21 protein-coding genes are annotated in these 23,982 nt (G+C 71.5%); 11 read left to right on the top strand and 10 right to left on the bottom strand.

The window, feature by feature from the left end:
• Positions 1 to 180: 180 nt before the first annotated feature.
• Both GFH29_RS15685 and GFH29_RS15680 read right to left on the bottom strand, forming a co-directional pair.
• A complete protein-coding gene (locus GFH29_RS15685) occupies positions 181 to 1,494 on the bottom strand; it encodes a DUF222 domain-containing protein (protein ID WP_153324728.1) in 1,314 nt (437 codons plus the stop codon).
• Between the two features lie 365 nt (positions 1,495 to 1,859).
• Positions 1,860 to 2,708, bottom strand: a complete 849-nt coding sequence (locus tag GFH29_RS15680) for a helix-turn-helix transcriptional regulator (protein WP_153337344.1) — start codon at positions 2,706 to 2,708, stop codon at positions 1,860 to 1,862.
• 133 nt (positions 2,709 to 2,841) lie between these two features.
• Between GFH29_RS15680 and GFH29_RS15675 the strand changes: the two genes are divergently transcribed.
• The 4 genes from GFH29_RS15675 (at position 2,842) to GFH29_RS15660 (ending at position 7,506) form a co-directional block, all read left to right on the top strand.
• Positions 2,842 to 3,123 carry a hypothetical protein gene (locus GFH29_RS15675; RefSeq protein ID WP_228387541.1) on the top strand — a complete coding sequence of 94 codons (282 nt, stop codon included), beginning with the start codon at positions 2,842 to 2,844 and terminating at the stop codon, positions 3,121 to 3,123.
• Positions 3,124 to 3,533: 410 nt separating this feature from the next.
• Positions 3,534 to 4,760 carry a Fic family protein gene (locus GFH29_RS15670; RefSeq protein WP_153324727.1) on the top strand — a complete coding sequence of 409 codons (1,227 nt, stop codon included), beginning with the start codon at positions 3,534 to 3,536 and terminating at the stop codon, positions 4,758 to 4,760.
• 359 nt (positions 4,761 to 5,119) lie between these two features.
• Positions 5,120 to 5,725, top strand: a complete 606-nt coding sequence (locus GFH29_RS15665; protein WP_153324726.1) for a hypothetical protein — start codon at positions 5,120 to 5,122, stop codon at positions 5,723 to 5,725.
• Between the two features lie 587 nt (positions 5,726 to 6,312).
• Positions 6,313 to 7,506 (top strand): PP2C family protein-serine/threonine phosphatase, encoded by a 1,194-nt coding sequence (locus tag GFH29_RS15660; RefSeq protein ID WP_228387540.1) that lies wholly within the window; start codon positions 6,313 to 6,315, stop codon positions 7,504 to 7,506.
• A gap of 47 nt (positions 7,507 to 7,553) precedes the next feature.
• Here the strand turns inward: GFH29_RS15660 and GFH29_RS15655 are convergent, their stop codons facing one another.
• The 6 genes from GFH29_RS15655 to GFH29_RS15630 all read right to left on the bottom strand — a co-directional run bounded on the left by GFH29_RS15655 (position 7,554) and on the right by GFH29_RS15630 (position 14,184).
• Positions 7,554 to 8,774, bottom strand: coding sequence for a hypothetical protein (locus GFH29_RS15655; RefSeq protein WP_153324724.1), 1,221 nt, complete (start codon positions 8,772 to 8,774; stop codon positions 7,554 to 7,556).
• Positions 8,771 to 9,280 (bottom strand): SigE family RNA polymerase sigma factor, encoded by a 510-nt coding sequence (locus tag GFH29_RS15650; protein ID WP_153324723.1) that lies wholly within the window; start codon positions 9,278 to 9,280, stop codon positions 8,771 to 8,773. The genes GFH29_RS15655 and GFH29_RS15650 overlap by 4 nt, the downstream gene beginning before the upstream one ends.
• Positions 9,281 to 9,849: 569 nt before the next feature.
• The gene (locus tag GFH29_RS15645) at positions 9,850 to 10,794 is read right to left on the bottom strand and encodes a 3-carboxyethylcatechol 2,3-dioxygenase (protein WP_153324722.1); all 945 of its coding nucleotides are present in this window, start codon (positions 10,792 to 10,794) and stop codon (positions 9,850 to 9,852) included.
• Positions 10,791 to 12,518: a bifunctional 3-(3-hydroxy-phenyl)propionate/3-hydroxycinnamic acid hydroxylase gene (locus tag GFH29_RS15640; protein WP_153324721.1), complete on the bottom strand. Its 1,728-nt coding sequence runs from the start codon at positions 12,516 to 12,518 to the stop codon at positions 10,791 to 10,793. The genes GFH29_RS15645 and GFH29_RS15640 overlap by 4 nt, the downstream gene beginning before the upstream one ends.
• Before the next feature lie 12 nt (positions 12,519 to 12,530).
• Positions 12,531 to 13,391, bottom strand: a complete 861-nt coding sequence (locus GFH29_RS15635) for an alpha/beta fold hydrolase (RefSeq protein ID WP_153324720.1) — start codon at positions 13,389 to 13,391, stop codon at positions 12,531 to 12,533.
• Between the two features lie 109 nt (positions 13,392 to 13,500).
• Positions 13,501 to 14,184 (bottom strand): IclR family transcriptional regulator, encoded by a 684-nt coding sequence (locus GFH29_RS15630; RefSeq protein ID WP_228387539.1) that lies wholly within the window; start codon positions 14,182 to 14,184, stop codon positions 13,501 to 13,503.
• A gap of 129 nt (positions 14,185 to 14,313) precedes the next feature.
• Here GFH29_RS15630 and GFH29_RS15625 point away from each other — a divergent pair, with 129 nt between their 5' ends.
• From GFH29_RS15625 to GFH29_RS15615, 3 genes are read left to right on the top strand one after another with little or no spacing between them, the layout of a single operon-like run.
• Complete coding sequence (locus GFH29_RS15625; protein WP_194288962.1) at positions 14,314 to 15,717, top strand: MFS transporter; 1,404 nt, start codon at positions 14,314 to 14,316, stop codon at positions 15,715 to 15,717.
• 34 nt (positions 15,718 to 15,751) lie between these two features.
• Positions 15,752 to 16,777: a formylglycine-generating enzyme family protein gene (locus tag GFH29_RS15620; RefSeq protein WP_153324717.1), complete on the top strand. Its 1,026-nt coding sequence runs from the start codon at positions 15,752 to 15,754 to the stop codon at positions 16,775 to 16,777.
• Positions 16,778 to 16,824: 47 nt separating this feature from the next.
• Entirely contained in the window at positions 16,825 to 17,367 is a 543-nt protein-coding gene (locus GFH29_RS15615; protein ID WP_153324716.1) for a TOPRIM nucleotidyl transferase/hydrolase domain-containing protein, read from the top strand.
• 8 nt (positions 17,368 to 17,375) lie between these two features.
• Here GFH29_RS15615 and GFH29_RS15610 read toward each other — a convergent pair whose 3' ends face one another.
• Positions 17,376 to 17,714, bottom strand: coding sequence for an HNH endonuclease (locus GFH29_RS15610; RefSeq protein WP_228387538.1), 339 nt, complete (start codon positions 17,712 to 17,714; stop codon positions 17,376 to 17,378).
• Between the two features lie 118 nt (positions 17,715 to 17,832).
• Here GFH29_RS15610 and GFH29_RS15605 point away from each other — a divergent pair, with 118 nt between their 5' ends.
• Positions 17,833 to 18,642, top strand: coding sequence for a GNAT family N-acetyltransferase (locus tag GFH29_RS15605; protein WP_228387537.1), 810 nt, complete (start codon positions 17,833 to 17,835; stop codon positions 18,640 to 18,642).
• A 19-nt stretch (positions 18,643 to 18,661) separates the two neighbouring features.
• Here GFH29_RS15605 and GFH29_RS15600 read toward each other — a convergent pair whose 3' ends face one another.
• The gene (locus GFH29_RS15600; protein ID WP_153324714.1) at positions 18,662 to 19,189 is read right to left on the bottom strand and encodes a GNAT family N-acetyltransferase; all 528 of its coding nucleotides are present in this window, start codon (positions 19,187 to 19,189) and stop codon (positions 18,662 to 18,664) included.
• A 61-nt stretch (positions 19,190 to 19,250) separates the two neighbouring features.
• On the opposite strand from GFH29_RS15600, the gene GFH29_RS15595 reads away from it, so the two are divergent.
• From GFH29_RS15595 to GFH29_RS15585, 3 genes are all read left to right on the top strand, one after another.
• Positions 19,251 to 20,423 carry a PAS domain-containing sensor histidine kinase gene (locus GFH29_RS15595; RefSeq protein WP_194288961.1) on the top strand — a complete coding sequence of 391 codons (1,173 nt, stop codon included), beginning with the start codon at positions 19,251 to 19,253 and terminating at the stop codon, positions 20,421 to 20,423.
• Between the two features lie 66 nt (positions 20,424 to 20,489).
• Positions 20,490 to 22,178 carry an FAD-binding dehydrogenase gene (locus GFH29_RS15590; protein WP_228387536.1) on the top strand — a complete coding sequence of 563 codons (1,689 nt, stop codon included), beginning with the start codon at positions 20,490 to 20,492 and terminating at the stop codon, positions 22,176 to 22,178.
• 193 nt (positions 22,179 to 22,371) lie between these two features.
• Positions 22,372 to 23,910, top strand: coding sequence for a malate:quinone oxidoreductase (locus tag GFH29_RS15585; protein ID WP_153324712.1), 1,539 nt, complete (start codon positions 22,372 to 22,374; stop codon positions 23,908 to 23,910).
• The last annotated feature ends 72 nt before the right edge of the window (positions 23,911 to 23,982 follow it).

Below are 23,982 nucleotides of genomic sequence, written 5' to 3'. Positions count from 1 at the left end.
CCGCCAACCTGAAGACGTTCCCTGGTCGCAGCTCAGCGCGTCAAGGCGTCACGCCAGGCCGTGGCAGTTGCAGGGTCGTAGTAGCGACTGAATCCGCACCCCCAGGCGATGGGAGATTCGAGCGCGGAACCGTCCCACCTAGGCTCGCCGCTCACGAGTAGCCGCGTCTGCTGCGTGTGGTCAAGCGGCGTACTCGATCTTGATCGGGGAGTGCCAGAGCTCGACGGCCACCGGCTCGGTGAATCGGGTCGGGATCCGGCGGGTGCCGGTGTGGTCGACGAGGAAGAGGGCGCCGTGGGGGTCGCGCCACACGTAGATGCCCGGGAAGGGTTGCTGGACCTGCCACCGGCCGTGGGTCTTGATCCGATGGTGGAAGGTGGTCATCGGCCCGTAGTTGCCCACGCCTGTCGCACCGCCGTCATCGTGGGCGATGGTGTGATCGACCTGCATCGAGGTGCTCGTGCAGGAGGCGAAGGGGAAGGTGTCGGCCGGCGTCATCAGATGCACGGCCTGGCGATGTCGCTCCGGGATCTCATAGCCGTCCACGGGCGCCTGACCGGCGAGGTCGAGCACGGGTCTGATCCGGAAGCGGGCCCGCGGCCCGAGCACCTCGCGCACCCACTCCTCCGTGACCGGACCGTGGCCCTCGATCCGGGCGATGCCCTCGCGGTCCGGGCCGTGGTAGACGTGCACGACGAGGTGGACGTCGGGGACCAGGTCGGCCGGGTCGGCGGCGGGCTCTGCGCCGGTGGCCAGCAGCAGCACGGCGTACACCCGTCGCTCGTCGTCGGTCTGCCGGTGCGGCGCGTCGGGCTGGGCCTGCGCGATGCGGGTGGCCTTGGCACTCACGGCCGCGTCGATCGCCTCGATCGTGGCGAGGTCGGCGCGGATCATGAACGAGGCCATCCCGTGCGCCTCACCGCGCAGCTTCTTGGCGAACCGCGCCTTCGCGGCCCGCTCCTCCTTCTCCCGCGCGACCTCGGGCGCCGCTTGGGCGACCTTGCCCTCGACCAGCGCCTCGAACCGGGACCAGGTGATCCGCCCGTCGGCGGACTCGACCACCGCCGCGTCGACGTAGGCCGCCTGCTCGACGCTGAGGTCGCGGGTCCGGGTCACGACGTGACGGGCGTACGACGCGCGTACCTCGCCGGCCTGCACCCTCTCCCATAGCCGCGGGTGACGGTGGTGCAGGTCCTGGGCGTCGGCGATCAGCCGCGCGGCGGCGTAAGGAGAGCGCCCGATCCGCGCGCCGAGCTCCGCGGCAGCGAACTCGCTCACCTCAGACACGCCGGCACCGCCCAGCCGCCGCGCGTTCTCCCGGCCGGGCTTGGCGGCCTCGAGGGGGTCCAACCGCTGCGCGCAGTGCATCACCGCCCACTGGTAAGCCGCGTGCAGCAGGTCGACCTCGGCCCGCTGTGCGGTCTCGGCGCAGGCGCCGGCGAAGTCGAGGACCTCGTCCTCCGACATCTCATCCCACACCGGGTCCGCCTGCATGAGAACAGTCAAACAGCCACCACCGACACTGGGCCCTCACCACTCACGACCACCCAGATGCTGCGTGATCGACGCGGCTCGACCCTGCGTAGCCGACCCGGGCTGTGGGCCGAAGGTCACCCGGACGCCCGCGTCCAGCTGCGTCTATCCGCCGCGAAGCGGACGACGATTCCCGAGCCAAGCAACTACTGGCTTGCGCGCTCGTGCAGCAGTCCCCCTCGATCGTCGCCGACCGCTTGTGCGGGTCCATCCCCATGACGACTCGGCCTGTCTTCGTCGATGTGGGCGACGCCCGGGTCACGCAGGCTAAATGAGAGCCACAACCGTCGAGGATCGTCGGCAGTCGCGCACCGAGGGCGCCTGCGTCAGGTGCCGCTCTGCTCGAAACTCTGCGTGCCGATCACTCGGAGAAGCTCGAGCTTCTCCCGGGCATCGGTGCCCTCGACCGGCAGGAACGCACGAATCCGCAGGTCCTCCTCGGGCGTGAAGAGGATCTCGCAGGTCAGCTCGAGAAGCCCGACCTCCGGGTGCACGATCGACTTGAGCGCGTGTCGACGTACAGCAACTTCGTGCCGCTCCCAGAGCCTGCGGAACTCCGCGCTCCGCTCGAGCAGGTCGTTGACTAGCTCGACGACGTCGGGGTCGCCGGCTCTCCTGGCGTGGGTCGCCCGGAGGTCGGCGACGTGGGCGGCGGAATGGGTCGACCAGTGCTCCCCGGGGAAGCGGTCCCGGCTCCCGGGGACCGCGAACCAGCGCCAGGTGATGTTGCTTTCGCGACCCGTCCCGGGCTCTCGGTGACCGAGCACCGCGTCGGCGAGGGTGTTCTGCCAGAGCACCTCGTCGACGTCGGTGGCGATGACGAGCGGCACGTCGGTGAGCCTGTCGGCGAGGGCGAGCAGGCCGGGACCGATGTGCCGCCCCGCCCGCCGCGCCGGGGGCGTGAGGTCGGCGAGGTGGTAGAGGTGGTCGCGCTCGTCGAGCTCCAGGCGCAGCGCTCGGGCCAGCGACGCCACGATCTGCGCCGACGGGTGCGCGCCACGCTGCTGCTCCAGCCGGGCGTAGTAGTCAGTCGACATCCCGGCCAGCTGCGCGACCTCCTCGCGGCGCAGTCCCGGCGCGCGGCGCCGGAAGCCCGGCGGCAGCCCGACGTCCTCGGGGCGCAGGGCGTCGCGGCGCCGGCGGAGGAAGTCGGCCAGGCCGGCACGGTCGATCATGCCCCCATCATGCGTCGCCGGCGATGGTTCAGACAGGGACCGCCAGTCCCCGGTTGAGCTGTGCCTTCTCCGCATGGTCATGCGCTACCACCGTGGTTGCTCGACACCCCGTCATCACCCCAAGGAGAAGTCGATGAGCACCATCACCCAAAGCCAGGCCGACACCAGCCACGTCCGAGCGACCGCACCCGCGCCGGTCGGTCCGCCCACCCGGCCGCAGATGGCCGTCATGATCTGGCTGGCGGTCTTCCCGACCCTGACCGTACTGTCGCTGGTCCTCGGCCCGTGGCTAAGCGACGCCAACACGGTCCTGCGCACGTTCGTACTGGCGACGGTTGCCGTGCCGACCATCGTGTTCGGCGAGTTGCCCTGGCTGCAGCGCGCCCGCGTCTGGCTCCTGACCCGGCGCGGGTGACCTAGACACGTCGACCCGGCTCGTCGGGACGAGCCGGGTCGACGTACGGATGAACCTCCGAGGCGACGATCGGGCGGCAGAGCCCTCGTTCTCGTCGTCGTTGGACTCCTTCCAGAAGAAGTGGACGTGCAGCGCCTTGTCAATGGCCCTGGGCGCCCCGGCCGTTGATGAAGCCAAAGAAGCAAACGGAATAGTCGACGCGCGAAGTCACGACCGTCAAACGGTGCCGGTGCCAGATGGGTTCCGTCGCCGCCAAGGACCCGCTCTGCGTGGCGCGCCCCTTCCGGCTGTGGACTCGAGCCGCCCAGAGCCTGAGGTGGCTGGGCCCTTCACCAAGGGTGTTCGGAAAAGCCTGACTTAGGATGCCTCTTGTTAAAGGTTAAGCGCTGATCCTTGGTTAAGATCGCTGCATGCCCCCCGTTGCGTCGAACCCTTGGGCCTGCTCTTCTGAGCAGGTGGAGTGGTCCGCGCCATCACCGGACGAGGCCAGGCAGATGTCGCGCAGAGAGCGGCTGCGCAGTCGCGGGCCATACACCGCTTCCGTACCGCCGAGGATCGCCGAGCTGGCCCTGGTCGTCTCTCCCGAAGCGGCGGCCGAAGCTGCTGAGGCGGCAAACGCGCTGACCCGTTTCGACGCCTCCATGGCGAGCGCGCTGGGTGGGGAAGAGGTCAGTCCGTTGGCCGCGGTGTTGCTGCGCACGGAGTCGGCGTCGAGCTCGCAGATCGAGCAGATCACCGCCGGGGCCAGGGCCCTGGCAATGGCCAGCATCGGTGAGTCCGACCGCCCGAATGCTGATCTGGTCGCCGCGAACGCCGCCGCGATGGAGAAGGCTGTCGCGCTGTCCGACCAGATCAGCGCGGAGACCATCATCGACGTCCAGTCGGCACTGCTGCACGACAGCGACCCTGCTCACGCTGGTGCGTTTCGCTCCGAGCCGGTCTGGATCGGCGCGAAGGGATCTTCGCCGCACACCGCGTCGTTCGTTGCGCCGCGGGCCGATCGCGTCCCGAGCCTGATCGACGATCTGGTGGCGTTCACCCGCCGTGTCGACATCGAGCCGTTCCTGCAGGTGGCCGTCGCCCACGCGCAGTTCGAGACCATCCACCCGTTCACCGACGGAAACGGACGTACCGGCCGTGCCTTGGTGCAGGCGATGCTGCGCTCGTACGGAATCACCCAACGGATCACCGTGCCGGTCTCCGCTGGCCTGCTGAGCGAGGTGGAGGGCTACTACGACGCCCTGACCGCCTACCGGTCGGGCGAGCTGGATCCGACCGTCAGCGCCTTCTCGCGGGCTGCCTTCGCAGCGATCGGCAACGGGGAGGTTCTGGTCCGAGAACTGGTGGCGATCCGTGAGGACTGGGCAGGACGGGTGAAGGCGCGCTCGGATGCGTCTGTGTGGCGGGCGCTGCCACTGGTGATGAGCCAGCCCGCCGTCACGGTGAACCGGCTGGCCGAGTGGTTGGGTATCTCCAAGCCCGCCGCGCAGACCGCCATCGACCAGATGGTCGCCGCCGAGGTGCTGGCCCCCGCCAACAACTTCCGCCGTAACCGCGTGTGGGTGGCCGGCGAGGTCGTCGAGGTGTTGGACGCCTTTGCTGAACGGGCCGGGCGGCGTCGCTTCGCTGCTGGCTGAGGGACGTCGCGGCCCGGCTACCTGCACGGAGCCCACGGGCTATCGCCCCGCGACGCCATCATGATCGATTCCGCTGCAGCCCGCGTGCGGTCCTCGGCGATGGGACAGAGGTGCGCGTACGTGTTGAGCGTGGTGGTCGCCTTCGAGTGCCCGAGCGCGCGCTGGCGAACTACGGATGCGTGGGCGTACAAAGGACAGAAGGTGTACGTTCTTGTCTTTGCGGACGCCTTCTGAGGAGGTTCGGTAGCTTGCGAACCCATCGTCTCGCACTCTGGTTGGCACTGACCATGACCGCTGCGTCAGCCCTGGCGTGCTCAAGCGGCGAGGGCCCGGGTGCGACGCCGGCGGAGGAGGCGACCGTGGGTTCTTCGGTGGAGGAGAGCGCGCTGCCTGTCAAGCACGACCCCCGACCCTTCGCGCGGCCAAGTACCGATGATCCGGGTGGCCCGGTGCACACCGAGGCTGTGCCGGCCGAGCCGTCTACCGAGGAGTTGAGCGAGGCTGCTGCTGGGCCGGCGGATCGGTATGGAGCTGAGGTTTTTGCGCTCACGATGAGCCACGCCGTGGAAGACCAGACCGCGGGCCTGGGGCAGGAGGTGTTCGAGCAGCATCTCGCGGCCGACATTCCGGAGGAGGCCTTGAAGGTCATCTCGGACTCAAGGCGCTTCCCCGGCAACAGGACTGCACCCGGGGAACAGGCCTGGGTGCGCTCCCAGGAATCCTCCAGTGGAGCATTCGTGGTGCACCTCGTCGAACTCGTCGAGTGCCCATTCCTAGGCGACGCCGAGGACGATCCCTACTACTTCTGGAGTGACAACCTCCTCACGGTTGCGCAGGGAGAAGATGGGTGGGAGCTCGTGGACTTCCAGCAGAGGCTCGCGTTTGAGTCGCGTGAGTTCAGTCCCAAAGCCTGGAAAAGCGAGATGGACTCAGGGAAGGGCTGGCGCCCAGTGAACATCGCCTAGTGGCGCCGGCTCCAAGGAGTCCAGCGGTTGCCCTTACCCGGGTTGGTGATGCACGAGCACGGGTCGGACTCGCGCGCGGCGGAGGCGTCCACAGGTCGTCCGGACGAGGCGTCTTGCCCTCAACTTGCCCTCACGAGCACTGAAATCGACCGCAAACGACGACTATCCACCGGCAGGCAACGAGGTGTTTGTCCAGGTCAGGGCGTGTTTTCCGCAAGAGTCGGCGAGGGGCGGAAAGTGCCAGGAACCTATCGCTTCAACGTCTGAAACCACGCGGTCGTCACCTCGATGACGCGTGGGCCTGACCCTGGAGGGCTCAAGGACTGGCCGCTGCAGTTCTCATCGCGTGGCCGATCGCGTTCTGCCTGACGATGGTGGCCTGGCCTGGCCTGGCCTGGCCTGCCGCGCCGTCGGGAGCCGACCCTGCCGGAGTCGCCGCGGCGTACCGTCGATACGCTCCCGCAATGGTGCGTCGGCGCAGACTCGCAGACGTCAGACGGTTCATCGCGGCAGCGGAGGCGGCCTCACCGGTCGAGGCTGTGGATCAGGTATCGCGCGAGCTCGGTCTGGCGTTCGACGCTGCCGCCGTGTCCTTCCTCATCGCCGACCTGTCGGGGCGGGCGCTGGTGCGCCTGGCGCACGTGCCGCTCGCGCCGGGCCAGGGGGCCGGGCATGATCCCGCGCTGCGGCGCGAGCGCCGCGACGACGAGGAGTCCGCGACGGTGCTCCCGTTCGACGGGGGACCCGGGGAGCAGGCGGTGCGCACCCAGGCGGTCCAGGTGCTCGCCCCGGGTGACGCGGGGGCAGACGGCGAGCTGGCGCATCTGTGGCGCGTGCTGGCCCCGGTGACCGAGCGGGGCGAGGCGATCGGGCTGCTCGAGATGTTCTTGCCGGACGAGCCGGATCACGAGGTCGTCGCCGAGCTCGCCGAGCTGGCGCACCTCCTGGCGTTCGTCGTGATCGCCAACCGCCGGCACACGGACCTGTTCGACTGGGCGGAGCGCAGCCAGCAGTTCAGCCTCTCCGCAGAGATCCAGCAGCGGCTGCTTCCTGAGGCTCGCACGTGCGAGGCGGCCTCGTTCACCCTCGCCGGCTGGCTGGAGCCAGCCGCCGACATCGGGGGAGACACCTTCGACTACAGCCTGGCGCGGGACTGGCTGCACCTGTCGTTGACCGATGCCATGGGCCACGGTGTCGACGCTGCGCTGACGGCCAGCATGTGCCTCGGTGGACTGCGGGGTGCGCGCCGTCGGGGCATGTCGCTGATCGAGCAGGTGACGCTCACCAATGATGCGTTGGCGGACCACGCCGCCAGTCGTGCCGGCGAGGACTTCGTCGCCGGCCTGATCGGGCGCGTCGAGCTGCAGACCGGCCGCCTCGATCTCGTCAACGCCGGCCATGTGCCGCCGTACCTGCTGCGCGACGGGGCGCTGACCGTGCTGGAGTGCGACGCCGACCTGCCGCTCGGGATGTTCGCCGAGAGCGGCTACGCCAGCACACAGGTGACCCTGGAGCCCGGGGACCGGATCGTGTTCGTGACCGACGGGATGCTCGAACGCAACGCCGCAGACTTCGACCTCCCCGGCGCGATCTCGGAAACCGAGAACCTGCACCCGCGCGAGGTCGTCCGGGCGCTGTCCGACACCGCCCTCGCGGCCGCCGGGCACGCTCTGCAGGACGACGCCACCGTGCTCGTCCTGGACTGGCACGGCTGGCACGAGGGGTCCAGGACGGCCGCCTCGGGAGCCGACCCGTCTCGGGCGAGCGACCGGCTTCCGTAGCCCGTCGGCGATGAGGCCGCCCAGCGGCCCGGGGCGGCCATGTTCGATCAGTCGTCGTCGGCGGCCGTGAGCAGGTCCACGGCGAACGTGACGACGTACGCCGCCGGCCACTCGGTGACGCGGGCGAGGTCGCCAGTCTCCACGTCCCAGGCGAGGAGGTACTCGCTCGGAGCGTCCGGGGCCTGGACGACGAACAGCACGGTGTCGTCGTTGAGCCAGAGGAGCGGGCTGAGGTTGCCGCCGTCGGAGTACCACGAGCTCTCGTAGGGGACGGGGAGCAAGGCGCGGGTCTCCAGCGTCCCGCGGTCCACGGCGATCAGGCCGTCCCGGTCCCGGTCCTGGGGTGCGGTCGGGGGGAAGGTGGTGTTCCCCCGAGCGGCGGCGATCGCGTCGTCGCTCACCACGAACCGTTGGAGGCTGCCGATCTGGCCCAGGTGGGTCCGGGCGACCTCCTCGGCCCCGCGCAGCTCGCGCAGCGCATGGACGCCGGACAAGGTGTGGGCGACGTAGGAGTCGTCCCCAGGTGCCGGTGCCCACGAGGAGGTGGACCTGGCGAACGGAAGCGCCTGCTGCTCGCCGGTGCGCAGGTCCAGCCGGACGGTGCCCCGATAGCTCTCCAGGGCCAGGACGTCGTCGGAGAACCAGCGCACGTGGGCTTCGACGTCGATGCCGCGAGGACGCTCGATGCGCTGCCAGGACCGCTCGGTGAGGTCCCGGACGAACACGGCCCGGCCGAGCGCCGCGACCCGACGGCCGTCGGGGGAGAGGGCCAGGCTGCGCCAACGACCGAGGTCCGCGGGCAGGTCCAGCTCCACCGCGGTGCCGTCGGCGGCCACCAGCAGCGGGCGGGCGTCGTCGTCGAGGAGGGCGACGGCCTCGGCGATCGGACCCGGCGCGGTCGGCGCGGCGGGCAGCGCGTGCGGCGTGCCGAGATCGAGGGCGGGCAGGGCGCCGGCGCCACGGGGGTCCCACAGCTCCTGCACCCGCGACCGCGGGACGGGCGGCGCGGTCGCCGCGGCGCCCGTCGTCGGCGAGGTCGGGCGGTGCGGTGAGTTCTCGGCCCGGGGATCGTCGGTGGCGACCTGCACCGAGACGACCACGACCACGACCGCGGCGGCCGCCGCGAGTGCCGAGGCGACGCCGCGACGGCGAGCGCCCCGGCGGCGGGCCTCGGCCAGTGCGGCTCCCGCCATGCCGGGCGCCTCGATCGCGTCGCTCGCGCGGTGCAGGGCGTCGTGCAGGGAGATGCGGTCGGCGGGGTCGCTCATGGGGTCCTCCCGATCAGCTCGAGCAGCTCCGGGGCACCGGTTCGCAGCCGCGCCAGTGCGGCGGCGTTCTGGCTCTTCACGGTCCCGATCGCGATCCCCAGGGCATCGGCGGTCTCGCGTTCGGTCAGGTCGTCGAAGTGACGCAGCACCAGCACAGCGCGCTGCGCCGGGGTCAACCTGGCCAGCGCGCGTCGTACGACGAGGGCGGTGTCGGGGTCCGAGGAGACCGCGGCGTGCTCGCGGGCACCGGGATCCTCGGTCAGCACCTCGAGCCGGCGGCGGCGCCACCAGGAGACGTGGTCGCGCAGCACGATGGTGCGGGCGTAGGCGGTCGGGCTGCCCTCGCGGAGCCGCGGCCAGCGCTGGGCGACCTTGACCAGTGCCTCCTGGACCAGGTCCTGCGCGCGGTGCAGGTCGCCGCAGATCAGGTACGCCGAGCGCAGCAGCGCGCGCTCCGTGCCCGCCGCCCACTCGGCGAACTCCCGGTCCAGCGCCTGCTCGTCCACGGCCACCTCCTCACCGGGGGAACGCTCGCACGGGCAGGGATGGTTGGGGCGGGTTCTCACCGGGTGCAGCCACGCACCCGGAAACTGTCGTCGAACAGGTGTGTGGCACTTGTGACCGATGACCAGTGGGTCTTCTCGAGGTGCACCGGGGTGGCACCGCTGACGCCGATCGCAGCCTCGGGCGAGTCCATGGGATCGAGGTCCGCCAGCTGGGGTGGGACGACAAGCAGCGGGACGTCCATCCCATTCAGCACGCGTGGCGCGTCGAGGTCGCTTCGGACCGGCTGAGGCGTCCGCGCGATCGCGTCGCCGGCTGTCGGTGGTCACGCATACGGTTGAACCAGTGGCAGCACCCCATCTCGACTCCGTCTCGGGAGGCTCCGATGGCCGAACTGGCTCATCCCTACCTCGCCCCAGCGGCACATGCTGCGCGCGCTGGGCGAGTACTGCACCGACCCGCACGTGCAGGTCGGCCGGGGCGACTGGGCCCCCAGATGCGAAACACCCGGGGCCCGCGCGAGCGGGCCCCGGGTGTCGTTCCGACCGACCGGGTGGGGGGAGGGGGGACCTCAGTCGGTGGTGCGCGCGGTCATCACGCCGAAGCCGGCGATGTACTCCCGGATCGGGCGGTAGTACGACGAGGTGACCTCGTAGCTCCCGGCCGCGCCGAGGGCGGCGAAGGCGGCCACCCAGGTGCGGACCTCGTGCGCGGAGTTGCCGGCGTCCTTCGCCATCTGCTCCGGTGTCATCGCGTCGATGGGAGAGAGGTCGCCCGAGGCGAGCACGTCCATCAGGGCCTGGTCCCACTCGGGGTTGAGGTCCTGGATGGTCGCGGTGCCGGCGGCGAACGCCTTGCCCGTGTCGATGACGCGCTGCTGGCGGGCGTCGCGGGCCGCAGCAGTGGGGTGGCGGCCGTTGAGCAGCAGGGCACGCTGGTCGTCGTCGGCCGTGGCCCACTGCGGCACCGGCGGGTCGTGGGAGAGCCCGCCCGAGCCGATGACCAGGACGCGCTCGTCCTCCAGCGTCGCGAGGAACGAGCCGATCGCCTCGCCGAGCTTGCGCACCCGCGACATCTTCACGAACGGCTTGGCGACGCCGTTGACGAAGACCGGGATCGTCGGCACGGCGTCGATGCCGCCGAAGAGGATCTCCAGGGGCTGGATGGCGCCGTGGTCGAGCTCCATCTTGCGGGAAATCGCGACGTCGAGGTCGCGGTCGGCGACCCACTCCGCGAGCCGCTCGGCGAGACCGGTCGGGACGACCAGCGGGCCCTCGGCGGTGTCGTAGTCGCCGACACCGAGCGCCTCGTAGCCGATGCAGAACGGCGGCATCAGGTCATAGAAGAAGCCGTTGTAGTGGTCGGGCGCGAAGGCGAGGACCAGCGTCGGCGCGAAGTCCTCCACGAACGCGCGCGCGGTGGCGAACGCCGCGTCGACCTCGGCCTTGACCGCGGGCGACGGGTCGTTGAACTCCAGCAGCGGGCTGTGCGACATGCAGACCATCGCGAGGCTCATGCGAGTGCTCCCTTCGAGGAGGTGACGGGGGACAGCGATGCGGCCTCGGCCACGGCGGCCAGGGCCTGGGAGGCCTGCTGGTTGAGCGCGGCCGCGGCGATGAAGTGGTCGGGGCGCAGGATGACCAGGCCGCAGGAGCGGACGTCGAACCAGCGCTTGAGGGCGCCGGAGGTGTCGCCGACGACGGTGACCGGAGCGGGGGAGTCGGCGTACTGCTTCTCGGCCCACTCGCGCTGCGTCTCGGGGATGAAGCTCAGCAGCTTGACGCCGTGGCGGCGCGCCAGCTCCAGGTCCTCCGCGGAGAGGTACGTCGTGGGGTTGGTGCCCCAGGTCGCCAGCGCCCACCAGTCGCCGGTGACGTCGTCGAGCAGCACGTCGCGGGCGTCGGTGGTGTTGACCCGCGGCTGGATGAACTGCAGGCCGACGGGGGAGGCCGCGCCGGGGGAGTCGACGAACGGCGCGAGCCGCGAGCCCTTGAAGCTGGCCTGGGCGGTGCCCGGCTCCATCGTGACCTGGTCGACGACGACGCCGGCGGCGTACCGCGGCATCGGCTTGAACCGCAGCTCGGTGAAGTACGACTTCCACGTCGGCACCAAGTTGAGCGCCGAGGCGGCGCGGTCGCGGACCCAGCCGCCGAGCGGCTTCATCTTCATGACCGTGCCGGCCGTCATGTTGACGTCGATCATGTCCGAGACGTGCTTGTGGCGCTCGAGGGTGTAGGTGTCGAGCAGCGCCTCGGTGGCGTCGCCGTTGAGCACGGCGGTCAGCTTCCACGCGAGGTTGGTCGCGTCGCGCATGCCGGAGTTCCAGCCCTGGCCCAGCCACACCGGCATCAGGTGCGCCGCGTCGCCGGCGAGCAGGACGTTGCCCTTGCGGAAGTCCGAGGCCACACGACCGTGGTGGGTGAAGGTGCGCTGGTTGATGATCTGCAGCGCGTCCGGGTCCGGCACGAAGCGCGAGAGCAGCCCGTTCATGAACTCGCGGTCATCGCACAGCTCGGTCGCCTCGTCGTCGTGGAGCATGAACTCCCAACGGCGGATCCCCTGGGGCAGACCGATGGAGACGTAGGGACGCTCCGGGTCCGCGCCGAGGTAGACGTTGGGGGCGCCGATCGGGTCGTTCTCGACGTCGACCACGACCCAGCGGGTCGAGGGCGACTTGCCCACGAACTCCACGCCCATCCACTTGCGGGTGAAGGAGCTGCCGCCCTCGCAGCCCACGACGTAGCGCGCGGTGAAGGAGGCGGTGCCGGTCACGGCACCGTGCTCGTCGACGGTCTCCGCGGTGACGCTGACGTGGTCACCGTGGTCCACGAGGTCGATCACGCGGTGCCCGAAGCGCAGGGAGGAGTCGGCGAAGCGGCCCAGGCCCTTGGCGAGCTCGCGGTCGACCACCGGCTGGTTGAAGCCGTGCTTGCGGGGGAAGCCGAACTCCTGCGTCTGCGGGTCGTTGGTCGCGAGGACCTTGCCCTTGCCGTTGACGAGGCGTACGACGTGGTGCGGGACGGTGAACTGCTCGATCTGCTCCCACAACCCGGCGGTGCGCAGGGTGCGGATCGCCTCGTCGTCCAGGCCGACGCCGCGCGGGTAGTCGATGAGCTCGGTGCGAGCCTCGAGGACCGTCGCGCGATGACCGCGCAGGGCCACGAGGTTGGCGAGGGTCAGCCCGACGGGACCGGCGCCGATGACGAGGACGTCGGTGTCGAGGTGTGAGGTGGCGGTCATCGCGGCGCCTCGTCAGTTGTGACGCAGGAAGTCGACGACGAGGCGGTTGAACTCCTCGGCGTGCTCGATCATCGCCCAGTGGCCGCAGTGGTTGAGCAGCACGGCACGGGAGTGGGGGATGTTGGCGAGCAGCCAGAGGGTGACCTCGTAGGACAGGACCCGGTCGTCCTTGCCGTGGATGAGCAGCGACGGGGCCTGGATCTCGCGGATCTTCTCGCGGTCGACCTTGATCGGGATCGGCGCGCCGTGGGCCAGGCCCTCGACGTAGTTGGCCAGGTGGTCGGGGCGCGCGAGCGCCGCCGCGGAGCGGGCCTCGGTGAGCTCGGGGGTCGCGAAGCGCGCCGTGTCGTAGGTCATGATCTCGACGAGCGCCTTCATGTTCTCCGGGCTCGGGTCCTTGTAGGCACGCACCAGGACCTTGAGGCCCTCGCTGGGGCCGCCGGAGGGTCCGAAGAGGCTGGCCTGACCCTTGCCGAGCGAGGCGCCCATGGTGACCAGGTGGGTGATCCGCTCGGGGTGCAGCGTCGCGAAGCGGACCGCGGTGTGCGCGCCCATCGAGTTGCCGACCAGGGCGGCGCGCTCGAGGCCGAGGGCGTCGAGCAGCTCGATCAGGTCGCGGTCGTGGTCCATGTCCTTGGTGGCGACCGCGTCGGAGTCGCCCCAGCCGGGCATGTCCGGGGCGATCACGTGGAAGCCGGCGTCGGCGATGGCGCCGATGTTGCCGGAGAAGTTCGACCAGCCCGTCGCGCCGGGGCCCGAGCCGTGGAGCAGCACGACGCTCGCCGCGTCGGCGTCGCCGGCCTCGTAGTAGCGGACGTGGGTGCCAGAGGACAGCACCACGTCGCGGGCGGCGGATTCCTTCGTGAGGGACATGCGGGCTCCTGTGCGTTATTTACACGTTGCTGGTCGATAATTACACAACGAGATGCATAACAGGGCACCACCCGCATCCGGGGGTTGTCAAGGACCTGAGCGGAATCGCTCAGGAGAGAGCGGCGGAGATCCGCTCGGCGGCCGCCATCAGCCGAGGGGCGGCCGACTCCGCCACCTCGGGGCGGTAGGTGATGAGGTTGAGGCAGGCGGCTGGCATGCCCTCGGCCAGCGACAGCGGCACGGCGACGCCGTACGCGCCCGGCTCGACTTCGCCGAAGGTGGCGGCGTAGCCGCGGGTGCGCGACGTGGTGACCTTCTCCGCCTCGCCCGGGGCCGGCGGCCCGGCGGCGAGGAGGGCCACGCCCGAGGAGCCGCGGCCGAGCGGGTGGCGGGCGCCGGTGCGGAAGGAGAGGACGTAGCCCGACGCCGGCGGTTCGATGACCGCGAGTGCCACCGCCTCCTCGCCCTCGGCGACGAGCAGGGAGATCGTGGCGCCGAGCTCGCTGGCGAGCTCGCGCATGAACGGCTCGGCGATCGCACGCAGGGTGCCGTGGACCCCGGTGGCGAGCGCGGCGAGGCCGGCGCCGGGGCGATAGCGGCCGTCGGTGCTGCGGGCGACCAGGCGCGCGTCGGCCAGCGTGGAGAGGATGCGCGAGGCGATCGAGCGGTGGACGTCGAGCTCGGCGGCGATCTCCTGGATCGTCGCCCCGTCGCGCGCGACGGCGACCAGCTCGAGTGCGCGCAGCCCGCGTGCGAGCGTCTGGGCTCCGGGTGCGGGTCGGCTGTCGCTCACGCTCGGCACCCTAGACGAGGGATGCCCCACGGCGCTGGGGGGTTGACAGGTGGGATCGCTGGCCCGACTCTTGCTCGTTAGATGCACGGGGCCGTGCATTTACTACACGTTTACGCGGCAGGAGATCCCGTGCAACTCACCGACGCTATTCGGCGCAACCCGATGAGCCCGTACCAGTGGGTCATCGTCGCGCTCTGCATCCTGCTGACGATGGTCGACGGCTACGAGATCCTGGTGACGGCCTTCACGCTGCCGGCCATGACCGAGTACTTCGACCTCGGCAAGGGGCAGCAGGGCCTGGTCGCCTCCTTCGGCACCCTCGGCATGGGCATCGGAGCCATCTTCCTGAGCCCGCTCGCGGACCGGATCGGGCGCCGCAAGCACATCCTGTTCTCGCTCGCGCTGATCGTGGTGGGCATGGTCCTCGCCGGCCTGGCCACGTCGTTCGAGTCGTTCCTCGCCTTCCGCTTCTTCGGCGGGCTCTTCCTCGGCGGCATCGTCCCGAGCGTCAGCGTCCTGGTCGCCGAGTACTCCAACCAGAAGCGCCGCGGCGCGGTCATGGGGCTCTACGGCATCGGCCTGCCGCTGGGCGCGGCGATCGGCGGCTTCCTCTCGGTCGCGCTCATCGACGCCTTCACCTGGCGCGGGCCCTACTTCTTCTCCGCGATCGTCACCGCCGTGCTCCTCGTCGTCACCTGGCTGGTGCTGCCGGAGTCGGTCGACTTCCTGGTCGAGAAGCGGCCTGCCGGCGCGCTGAAGGCCTACAACAAGATCGCCGCCAAGGTCGGGGCCCAGCAGGCGACCGAGCTGCCCGCGGCGCGCAGCGCCGGCGCGCAGCAGGGCGGCTTCGTGGCCGGGGCCCTGCGCGGGATCATGCTGCGCCGCACGATCCTGCTGTGGATCGCCTATTCGCTGATGATCGCGGCGTTCTACTTCGCCAACAGCCTGACCGCCAAGCTGGTCACCGAGGCCACCGGCAACGCCGACTTCGGCATCACCGCCCAGGCGCTCGTCGCCGCCGGCGGCGTCATCGGTGCCCTGCTCTTCTCCCTGGCCGCGCGCCGCATCCACCCACGTGTGGTGACCGCCATCATCGGGTTCCTGGGCTTCGGCATCTTCTTCGCCTTCGCCGCCTTCTTCGACGACAAGACGATGGTGCTGGTGCTCGCCGTCCTGGTCGGCCTGGCCGTGAACGGCGGCGTCGCGGCGTACTACGCCATCAGTCCCTCGATCTACCCGATCGCGATCCGGGCCGCGGCCGTGGGGCTGATGATGGGCCTGGGGCGCGCGGTGGCGTTCTTCGCCCCCAACCTCGCGACGTTCCTGCAGGGCCAGGGCCTCACTCCGTCGGGGCTCTACCGCGTGTACGCCGTCATCCTCGTGCTGTCGGGCGTGGCGGTGTACCTGCTGCACGCCACCTACCGCGGCGCGCACAGCCGGGACGCCATGGACGAGGAGGACGACACCGCCAACGCGGCGTACGACCTCGCGGAGACCGAGCGGTCGGCCCGCGTCGTGGACGCCTCACGCTGAGCCGCTGTCGGCGGGGCGTGCGTACGATCGGCCCATGACGAGCGACCCCGCGAGCGCGGCCCCGGCGTGCTGCGCACCGGCGGGTGCGGCCGGTGCTGTGACTGGTGTGGTGGGCCGGTCGCCGATCGCTCACCCAGCCGAGGCGGTGCCGCAGGGCGCGCGCAGCACCCGCGGCCAGGTGCGCGTCCCCGCGGGCTCCTTCGCGATGGGGGACTCCCACGGCGACGGCTACCTCGGCGACGGCGAGACGCCGGTGCACCAGGTCGACCTGTCGGCGTACCTCATCGATGCGAAGGCGGTCACCAACGCGCAGTTCGCGGCGTTCGCGAAGGCGACGGGCTATGTGACCGACGCGGAGCGCGACGGGATCTCGGCGGTCTTCCACCTCGCGGTCGAGGCGAGCCCCGCCGACGTGCTCGGCCCCGCCGCCGGTACGCCGTGGTGGCTGGCGGTCCGGGGCGCCGACTGGCGCCACCCGGGCGGGCCGAGGTCGAGCAGCACCGACCTGCAGAACCATCCCGTCGTGCACGTGAGCTGGCGCGACGCGCAGGCCTACTGCCGCTGGGCCGGCAAGCGGCTGCCCACCGAGGCGGAGTGGGAGCGCGCCGCCCGCGGCGGGCTGGACCGGGCGCGCTACCCGTGGGGCGACGAGCTGCAGCCGAAGGGGCGCTGGCGCTGCAACATCTGGCAGGGCCCGTTCCCCGAGGTCAACACCCTCGAGGACGGCCACCTCACCACCGCCCCGGTCACGGCGTACCAGCCCAACGCCTTCGGCCTGCACAACACCGTCGGCAACGTCTGGGAGTGGTGCGAGGACACCTTCCGGCCCACCGAGTACGCCGACCGCTCGGCGGCCGGTGATCCGGTGCGCGACCCGCTCGCGCCCGAGGGCGACGTGGTGCCGGGCGAGGAGGGCGGGGTGCCGCGGGTGATGCGGGGCGGGTCCTACCTGTGCCACGACAGCTACTGCAACCGCTACCGGGTGGCGGCGCGCTCCTCCAACACCGCCGAGTCCTCCGCCGGCAACATCGGGTTCCGCTGCGCCAACGACGTCGTCTGAGCGGCCCTGGCGCCATCCCCCGATGGCGAGGAAGAGACAATGTCGTCGTGCCCCGCCCCATCACGCTGCTGGTCGAAGGTGCGTCCGACCAGGCCGCCGTCGTCGCTCTCGCCCCTCGCTTCGGAGTCGACCTGGATGCCGAGCAGATCACCGTCACCGTGATCGGCGGTGCCGGCAACTTCGGCCGCGCGATCGCCGAGGCGGCTGCGCTCGGCCACCGGGTCGGCGGGCTGTACGACGAGAAGGAGGAGCGCTTCGTCGCCGGCGCCCTCAACCGCCAGGAGGGCGAGGACCTCACCCGGCAGGGGTTCTTCGCCTGCCGTCCCGACCTCGAGCTCGAGCTCGTGCGCGCCATCGGCGCGGCGGGGATGACCCCGCTGCTCGAGGCGGGTGGTGACCTCAAGACCTTCCGCAACTTCCAGGACCAGCCCGCCTACCGCGACCTCGAGGTCCTCGAGCAGCTGCGCCACTACATCGCCGCGTCCGGTGCGAGGAAGGCCAAGTACGCCGCGCTCATGGCGGAGGCGGTGGCCTTCGAGTCCGTGCCGGAGCCGCTCGAGGGTCTGCTGAGCTGGATCTGGAGCGCCTGAGGCGCCCCTCAGTCGCTGAGCGCGCGAGCGATGGTCAGCTGGCGGGCCAGGAACGCCGGCTCGTCCAGGCGCTTGCGGCGCATCCAGGTGATCACCTCGGTGTTGCACTTGCTGGCGTTGCACGAGGCGCAGGCCGGCACGACGTTGAGCAGCGTGTAGCGGCCGCCGCGCGAGATGGGCAGCATGCAGTCCTTCTGCAGCGCGGCGCCGTCGCCGCCGCAGTAGGCGCACCCGCCCCAGGCCTCCATCAGCGCGTGCCACTGGGCGTCGGTGAGGTCGTGCTCGACCTTCGCCATCCGGGTGCGGCGCCGCTTGGCATAGGTGGCGGACCGGCGGCGTGGAGGCACCGGCGCAGCCTAGCGATCGGCGGGCGCGCGTCGTACCGCCGCCATGGGCGCCGACTCGCGCAACCACGAGCGCCGACTCGCGCAACCATTGGCGCCGACTCGCGGGAGGATGGGGAGCGTGGCGGACGAGGTGCTGGAGAAGGCGGGACTGCTGGCGGCGTACGACGACCAGCTGCGCACCGACGCCGAGGCGATCGGGGCGAGTGCTCGGGTGCGGCTGGGGCCGCTGCACCTGCTGGAGTTCCCGGGGGAGCGCGGGTTCGTGACCTACCGCGACCTCGGCGAGGGCAGCGACGAGGAGCTGCGCGCGCGCCTGGTGGAGTGGGTGCCGCGGGTGCTCGCGCACTTCCGCGAGCGCGGCGTCCGGCGCCTGGAGTGGAAGACCCGCGGCCACGACCGGGCGCCCGGCCTGCACGACCTGCTCCTCGCGCACGGCTTCGAGCCGGCCGAGCAGGAGTCGGTGATGGTCGGCGACGCGCGCCTCCTGGCGCTCGACATCGCGCTCCCGGCCGGCGTCACGCTGCGGCGGGTGCACGAGGAGGCCGACGTCCGCGCGGCCTGCCGGATGCTCGATGAGGCCTTCGGTGATCCCGTCTCCGAGCGGACCGCCGAGGCCCTCCTGCGCCGCCTGGCCGCCGGCGACGGCACCGAGCTGTGGGTGGCCGAGGCCGACGGCAGGGTCGTCTGCACGGGCCGCCTCGAGCCGGTCCCGCACAGCGACTTCGCGGGGCTGTGGGGTGGCGCGACCCTCGCCCCGTGGCGTGGCCGCGGGATCTACCGCGCGGTCACCGCGGCCCGCGCGCGCTCGGCGCTCGCCCTGGGCCGCACCCTGCTGCACAGCGACTCGACGGAGTACTCCCGGCCGATCCTGGAGCGCTCCGGGATGGTCCGGGTCACCACGACCACGCCGTACGACATCGGGCTCTGAGCTAGCTCACCAGGCCGGTTCACCAGGCGTCGCCGGGCCGGTCCTCGCACGCCACGGGCGAGCTGAGGTCGAGCCCGTGGGAGCCCGGCAGCCGCAGCGCCATCAGCGCGTCGTCGTCCTCCGAGGTCCGCACGCGTACGCCGCGGCGCACGACGTACGACGCACCGCGCCAGCGCTCCCAGCCGAGCCGCTCGTAGAAGCCGTGCTCGCCGGTGGCGAGCATCGCCAACGGGTAGCGGCCGGGCAGCAGGTCCTGCAGGGCGGTCATCACCGCGCTCCCCAGGCGCTGGTGCTGGCGGGCCGGGGCGACCGCCACCGCCTCGACGTAGCCCACGGCCCAGGCCTCGCGCCCGATCAGCAGCCGGCGCGGGACGACGCTGGCGTGTGCCACGACCTCCGCGCCCTCGCGCACCAGCGCGTGGAGGCCGCCGAAGGCGTGGGCACCGTCGGTGTCCTCGAAGTCGTCGAAGGCGCTCGCCCAGAGCCGCCACAGCGCCGCGCGCGTGGCGGTGTCCAGGGCCTCGCTGGCAACGATCTCGGGGGTCATCGCTCCAGCATGGCAGCCGCGAGTCCCCCACCGAGGGGACAGATGGTGCAAGACTCCGCCCGTGGGTGGGGAGGAGAGCGACGGCCTGCGTGCCGAGGCCGAGCAGCTGCGGCGCGCCGAGCGCGTGCTGGCGGAGACCAGCGAGCGCTTCCGCTCCCTGTTCGACTACCACCCGCACGCCGTGTTCTCGGTCGATCTCAACGGGCGCTTCGACTCGGTCAACCCGGCGGCAGCGAGGCTCAGCGGGCGCGCGGTGGGCGACCTGCTCGGGCGCCGCTTCGCCGAGCTGCTCGCGCCCGCCCACCTGGTGCCGGTGCTGGTGCACTTCCAGCGGGCCCTGGATCGGGAGTCGGTGCAGTTCGAGACGGTGCTGCGACGCCCCGACGGCGAGCTGGTCGAGCTGGCGATCTCCGCGCTGCCGATCGTGGTGGACGACGTGGTGGAGGGGGTCTACGGCATCGCCGAGGACATCACCGCCCGCAACCGGCTCCAGCGCGAGCTCGACGGCACCCGGCGCAGCGCCGAGCAGGCCAACCGGGCCAAGTCCCTGTTCCTGGCCAACATCAGCCACGAGATCCGCACCCCGCTGACGAGCGTCCTCGCGAGCGCGGAGCTGCTCGCGGAGACGCCGCTGGAGCCGGACCAGCGGATGCTGGTGGGCAGCCTCGCGCGCAACGGCGAGCGGCTGCGCAGCCTGGTCGACGACCTCCTCGACTTCTCCCGGATCGAAGCCGGTGCGCTGCTGCTCGACCGACGCCCGATGGACCTGCGCGCGGTCGTGGCGGGCAGCGTGGAGCGGGTCCGCGCCGCGGCCGAGGCCACCCGGCTCGGCATCACCGTGCGCATCGACGAGGAGCTGCCCGCCGCGCTCGTGGGAGACCCCGAGCGGGTGGCGCAGGTGCTGGCCAACCTGCTGGGCAACGCCGTGAAGTTCACCCACCGTGGCGGGGTGGCCGTCGACGTCGAGGTCGCGGAGCGCACCACCGAGGTGGTGAAGGTGCTGGTGCGGGTGTCCGACTCGGGCATCGGCATCGCCTCCGAGGAGCAGGACCGGCTCTTCGAGACCTTCAGCCAGGCCGACCCCACGATCACCCGGCAGTACGGCGGCACCGGGCTGGGGCTCGCGGTGTGCCGCCAGCTGCTCACGCTGATGGGCGGCGCCATCTGGGTGCAGTCGGCCCCCGGGGAGGGCAGCACCTTCTCCTTCGTCCTGCCGCTCGGCCTGCCGCGCTGATCCGTGCGCTGATCCCTGCGCGCCGATCGCGGCCGATCCGCCCCGGGGCGTGCGAGGATCGCGGCCGTGGAGCCACAGCCGAGCACCCCGACCCTGACCCGCACCGACATCGTGGTCGTCGGCGCCGGGCTGGCCGGCCTCGCGGCCGCCGCCGAGGCAGCTGACGCGGGATGCCACGTCGTACTCCTGGACCAGGAGCCGGAGCAGTCGCTCGGCGGCCAGGCGTGGTGGAGCCTCGGCGGGCTGTTCCTCATCGACAGTCCCGAGCAGCGCCGCATGCGGGTGCGCGACTCCCACGAGCTGGCCTGGCAGGACTGGCTGGGCAGCGCCCAGTTCGACCGCGAGGAGGACCGCTGGCCGCGCGCCTGGGCGGAGGCCTACGTCGACTTCGCGGCGGGGGAGAAGCGCGCCTGGCTGCGCCAGATGGGTCACCGGCTGTTCCCGGTCGTGGGGTGGGCCGAGCGCGGCGACGGGCGCGCGGAGGGCCACGGCAACTCGGTGCCGCGCTTCCACATCACCTGGGGCACCGGCCCGGGCCTGGTCGAGCCGTTCGAACGACGGGTGCGCGCGCACGCCGAGGCGGGGCGCATCCGATTGCTGTTCCGCCACCGCGTGGACGGCATCGTGGTCGAGGACGGCGTCGCGGTCGGCGTCCACGGCGCGGTGCTGGAGCCCAGCGACGTCGAGCGCGGCCGGCCCAGCAGCCGGGTCCAGGTCGGCGACTTCGAGGTGCGCGCTCAGGCGGTCGTCGTGACCAGCGGCGGCATCGGCGGCAATCACGACCTGGTCCGCAAGGCCTGGCCGGCCCGGCTCGGCACCCCGCCGGCGCGGATGGTCAGCGGCGTACCGGCCCACGTCGACGGGCGGATGCTCATGATCGCCCAGGACACCGGCGCGAACGTGATCAACCCCGACCGGATGTGGCACTACGTCGAGGGCATCCGCAACTTCGACCCGGTGTGGGACAACCACGGCATCCGGATCCTCCCCGGCCCCTCCTCGCTGTGGCTCGACGCGACCGGCCGGCGCCTGCCCGCGCCCCTCTATCCCGGGTTCGACACCCTCGGGACGCTGCGCCACCTGCGCACCACCGGTCACGACCACTCCTGGTTCGTGCTGACCCAGAAGATCATCGAGAAGGAGTTCGCCCTCTCCGGCTCCGAGCAGAACCCCGACCTCACCGGCAAGGACGTCCGGCTGCTGCTCAAGCGGATCCGCCCCGGTGCCCCCGGGCCGGTGGAGGCGTTCAAGCGGCACGGCGAGGACTTCGTCGTCGCCGACACCCTTACCGAGCTGGTGGCCGGCATGAACCGGCTCGAGCCCGGCCCCGACGGCGCCGGGCTGGTCGAGGAGGCCGCAGTGCGCACGCTCGTGGAGCAGCGCGACCGCGAGATCGACAACGCCTACAGCAAGGACGCGCAGGTCACCGCGCTGCGCGGCGCACGCAGCTATCTCGGCGACAAGCTGATCCGCGTCGCCACCCCGCACAAGATGCTGGATGAGAAGGCCGGCCCGCTGATCGCGGTGCGCCTGCACGTGCTGTCGCGCAAGACCCTCGGCGGCCTGGAGACCGACCTCGGCGGCCGCTGCCTGCGCGCCGACGGGACCCCGTTCCCCGGGCTGTACGCCGCGGGCGAGGTCAGCGGCTTCGGCGGCGGCGGGATGATGGGCTACAACGCGCTCGAGGGCACCTTCCTGGGCGGCTGCCTGTTCTCCGGACGTGCCGCGGGGCGCACCGCCGCCGTCGACGTCTGAGCCGTCGCCGTACGTGTCGTTGCCGAGCCGTTCCCGGTGCGACGGGGAGAGCGGTGGAGCGGCTGTGGTGCAGGTCTCAAATGGGACCCCCCTGCAACCACCCCCTGAATGCCGGGTGTAGAGCGCCTTCTTGAATGGTCGCGCGCGTGGCAGAACCCCTCGAACTGCCACGGCTCTTCGAGGAGATAACGCTGTGTCCACTCAGGTCGACAAGTCCAACGCCGCTCCCACTGAGCAGACAGGCGGCACCGCCGCCTACGACGTGCTGCTCATCGGTGGCGGGGTCATGTCCGCGACGTTCGCGACGCTCATCAACCAGGTCGAGCCGACCTGGACGATCGGCATCGTCGAGCGCCTCGACGAGCTCGCCCAGGAGTCCTCGGGCCCCTGGAACAACGCCGGCACCGGTCACGCCGCCCTGTGCGAGCTGAACTACTCCCCGCAGCTGGCCGACGGTTCCGTCGACGTCAGCAAGGCGCTCTCGGTCAACGAGCAGTTCCAGCTGACCCGTCAGATGTGGGCGTTCCTGGTCGAGTCCGGCCAGATCCCCGACCCGACGTCGTTCGTGCATCCCACCCCGCACCTGAGCTTCGTGTGGGGCGAGAAGAACGTCGACTACCTGCGCAAGCGCTACGAGCTCCTCGCCGACCAGCCCCTCTTCGCGGGCATGGAGTACACCGAGGACCCGGCCGTCATCGCCGAGTGGGCCCCGCTGCTCATGGCCGGCCGCACCGGTGACGAGCCGGTCGCCGCGACCCGCTCGCTGGCCGGCACCGACGTCGACTTCGGCTCCCTGACCCGCCAGCTCATCGGCGGCCTGCGCGACCGCGGCGCCGCCGACCTGGTGACCGGTGTGGAGGTACGCCGCCTCCAGCGTCACGACGGTGGCTGGCGGGTGCGCGGCAAGCGCCGCGACGGCTCCGGCCCCTTCGAGGCCACCGCCCGCTTCGTGTTCGTCGGCGCCGGCGGCCAGGCCCTCAACCTCCTGCAGCGCGCCGGCATCGAGGAGATCCGCGGCTTCGGCGGCTTCCCGGTCAGCGGCGAGTTCTGGCGCACCACCAACCCCGAGATCGTCGCCCGCCACCAGGCGAAGGTGTACGGCAAGGCGGCCGTCGGCGCCCCGCCGATGTCGGTGCCCCACCTCGACACCCGCGTCGTCGACGGCAAGGCGAGCGTGATGTTCGGCCCGTACGCCGGGTTCAGCGTGCGCTTCCTCAAGTTCGGCTCGCTCTTCGACCTGTTCCGCTCGGTGCGCCCGCACAACGTGTGGCCGATGCTCCAGGTCGGCCTGCGCAACGTGAGCCTGGTCGTGTACCTCATCAAGGAGGTGCTGGCCACCAAGAAGTCCCAGCTCGCCGAGCTGCGCCACTTCGTCCCCGAGGCCGAGGCCGGCGACTGGGAGAAGATCACCGCGGGCCAGCGCGTCCAGGTCATCAAGAAGATCCCGGGCAAGGGCGGTGTGCTGCAGTTCGGCACCGAGGTCATCACGGCCGCCGACGGGTCGATCGCCGGCCTGCTCGGCGCGTCCCCGGGCGCCTCGACGGCCACCCCGATCATGCTCCAGATCATGGAGCGCTGCTTCCCCGACCGCATCGAGGACTGGCGCCCGGCGCTGGAGAAGATGATCCCGTCCTACGGCACCGACCTGAGCGCGAACCCCGAGCTCGCTCGCGAGGTCATGGCGCACACCACCGAGGTGCTCGGCCTGGGCGAGGTCCCCGCCCCCCGCTGACGTCGTTCCCGACTCCCTCGACGGCCCCCGCTGCGCACTGCGCGGCGGGGGCCGTCGGCGTCCGGACCGCCT

Origin of the sequence: Nocardioides sp. dk884, assembly GCF_009557055.1 — a bacterium.
GTDB lineage: Bacteria > Actinomycetota > Actinomycetes > Propionibacteriales > Nocardioidaceae > Nocardioides.
This window is presented reverse-complemented; position numbering and strand designations above follow the sequence as displayed.

Bases quoted from the DNA above. Each gene is read 5' to 3' on its own strand.
- GFH29_RS15675 (WP_228387541.1), top strand. From the start codon at position 2,842: ATGAGCACCATCACCCAAAGCCAGGCCGACACCAGCCACGTCCGAGCG.
- GFH29_RS15685 (WP_153324728.1), bottom strand. From the start codon at position 1,494: ATGCAGGCGGACCCGGTGTGGGATGAGATGTCGGAGGACGAGGTCCTC.
- GFH29_RS15620 (WP_153324717.1), top strand. From the start codon at position 15,752: ATGACGAGCGACCCCGCGAGCGCGGCCCCGGCGTGCTGCGCACCGGCG.
- GFH29_RS15640 (WP_153324721.1), bottom strand. From the start codon at position 12,518: ATGACCGCCACCTCACACCTCGACACCGACGTCCTCGTCATCGGCGCC.
- GFH29_RS15670 (WP_153324727.1), top strand. From the start codon at position 3,534: ATGCCCCCCGTTGCGTCGAACCCTTGGGCCTGCTCTTCTGAGCAGGTG.
- GFH29_RS15680 (WP_153337344.1), bottom strand. From the start codon at position 2,708: ATGATCGACCGTGCCGGCCTGGCCGACTTCCTCCGCCGGCGCCGCGAC.
- GFH29_RS15635 (WP_153324720.1), bottom strand. From the start codon at position 13,391: ATGTCCCTCACGAAGGAATCCGCCGCCCGCGACGTGGTGCTGTCCTCT.
- GFH29_RS15645 (WP_153324722.1), bottom strand. From the start codon at position 10,794: ATGAGCCTCGCGATGGTCTGCATGTCGCACAGCCCGCTGCTGGAGTTC.
- GFH29_RS15600 (WP_153324714.1), bottom strand. From the start codon at position 19,189: ATGACCCCCGAGATCGTTGCCAGCGAGGCCCTGGACACCGCCACGCGC.
- GFH29_RS15655 (WP_153324724.1), bottom strand. From the start codon at position 8,774: ATGAGCGACCCCGCCGACCGCATCTCCCTGCACGACGCCCTGCACCGC.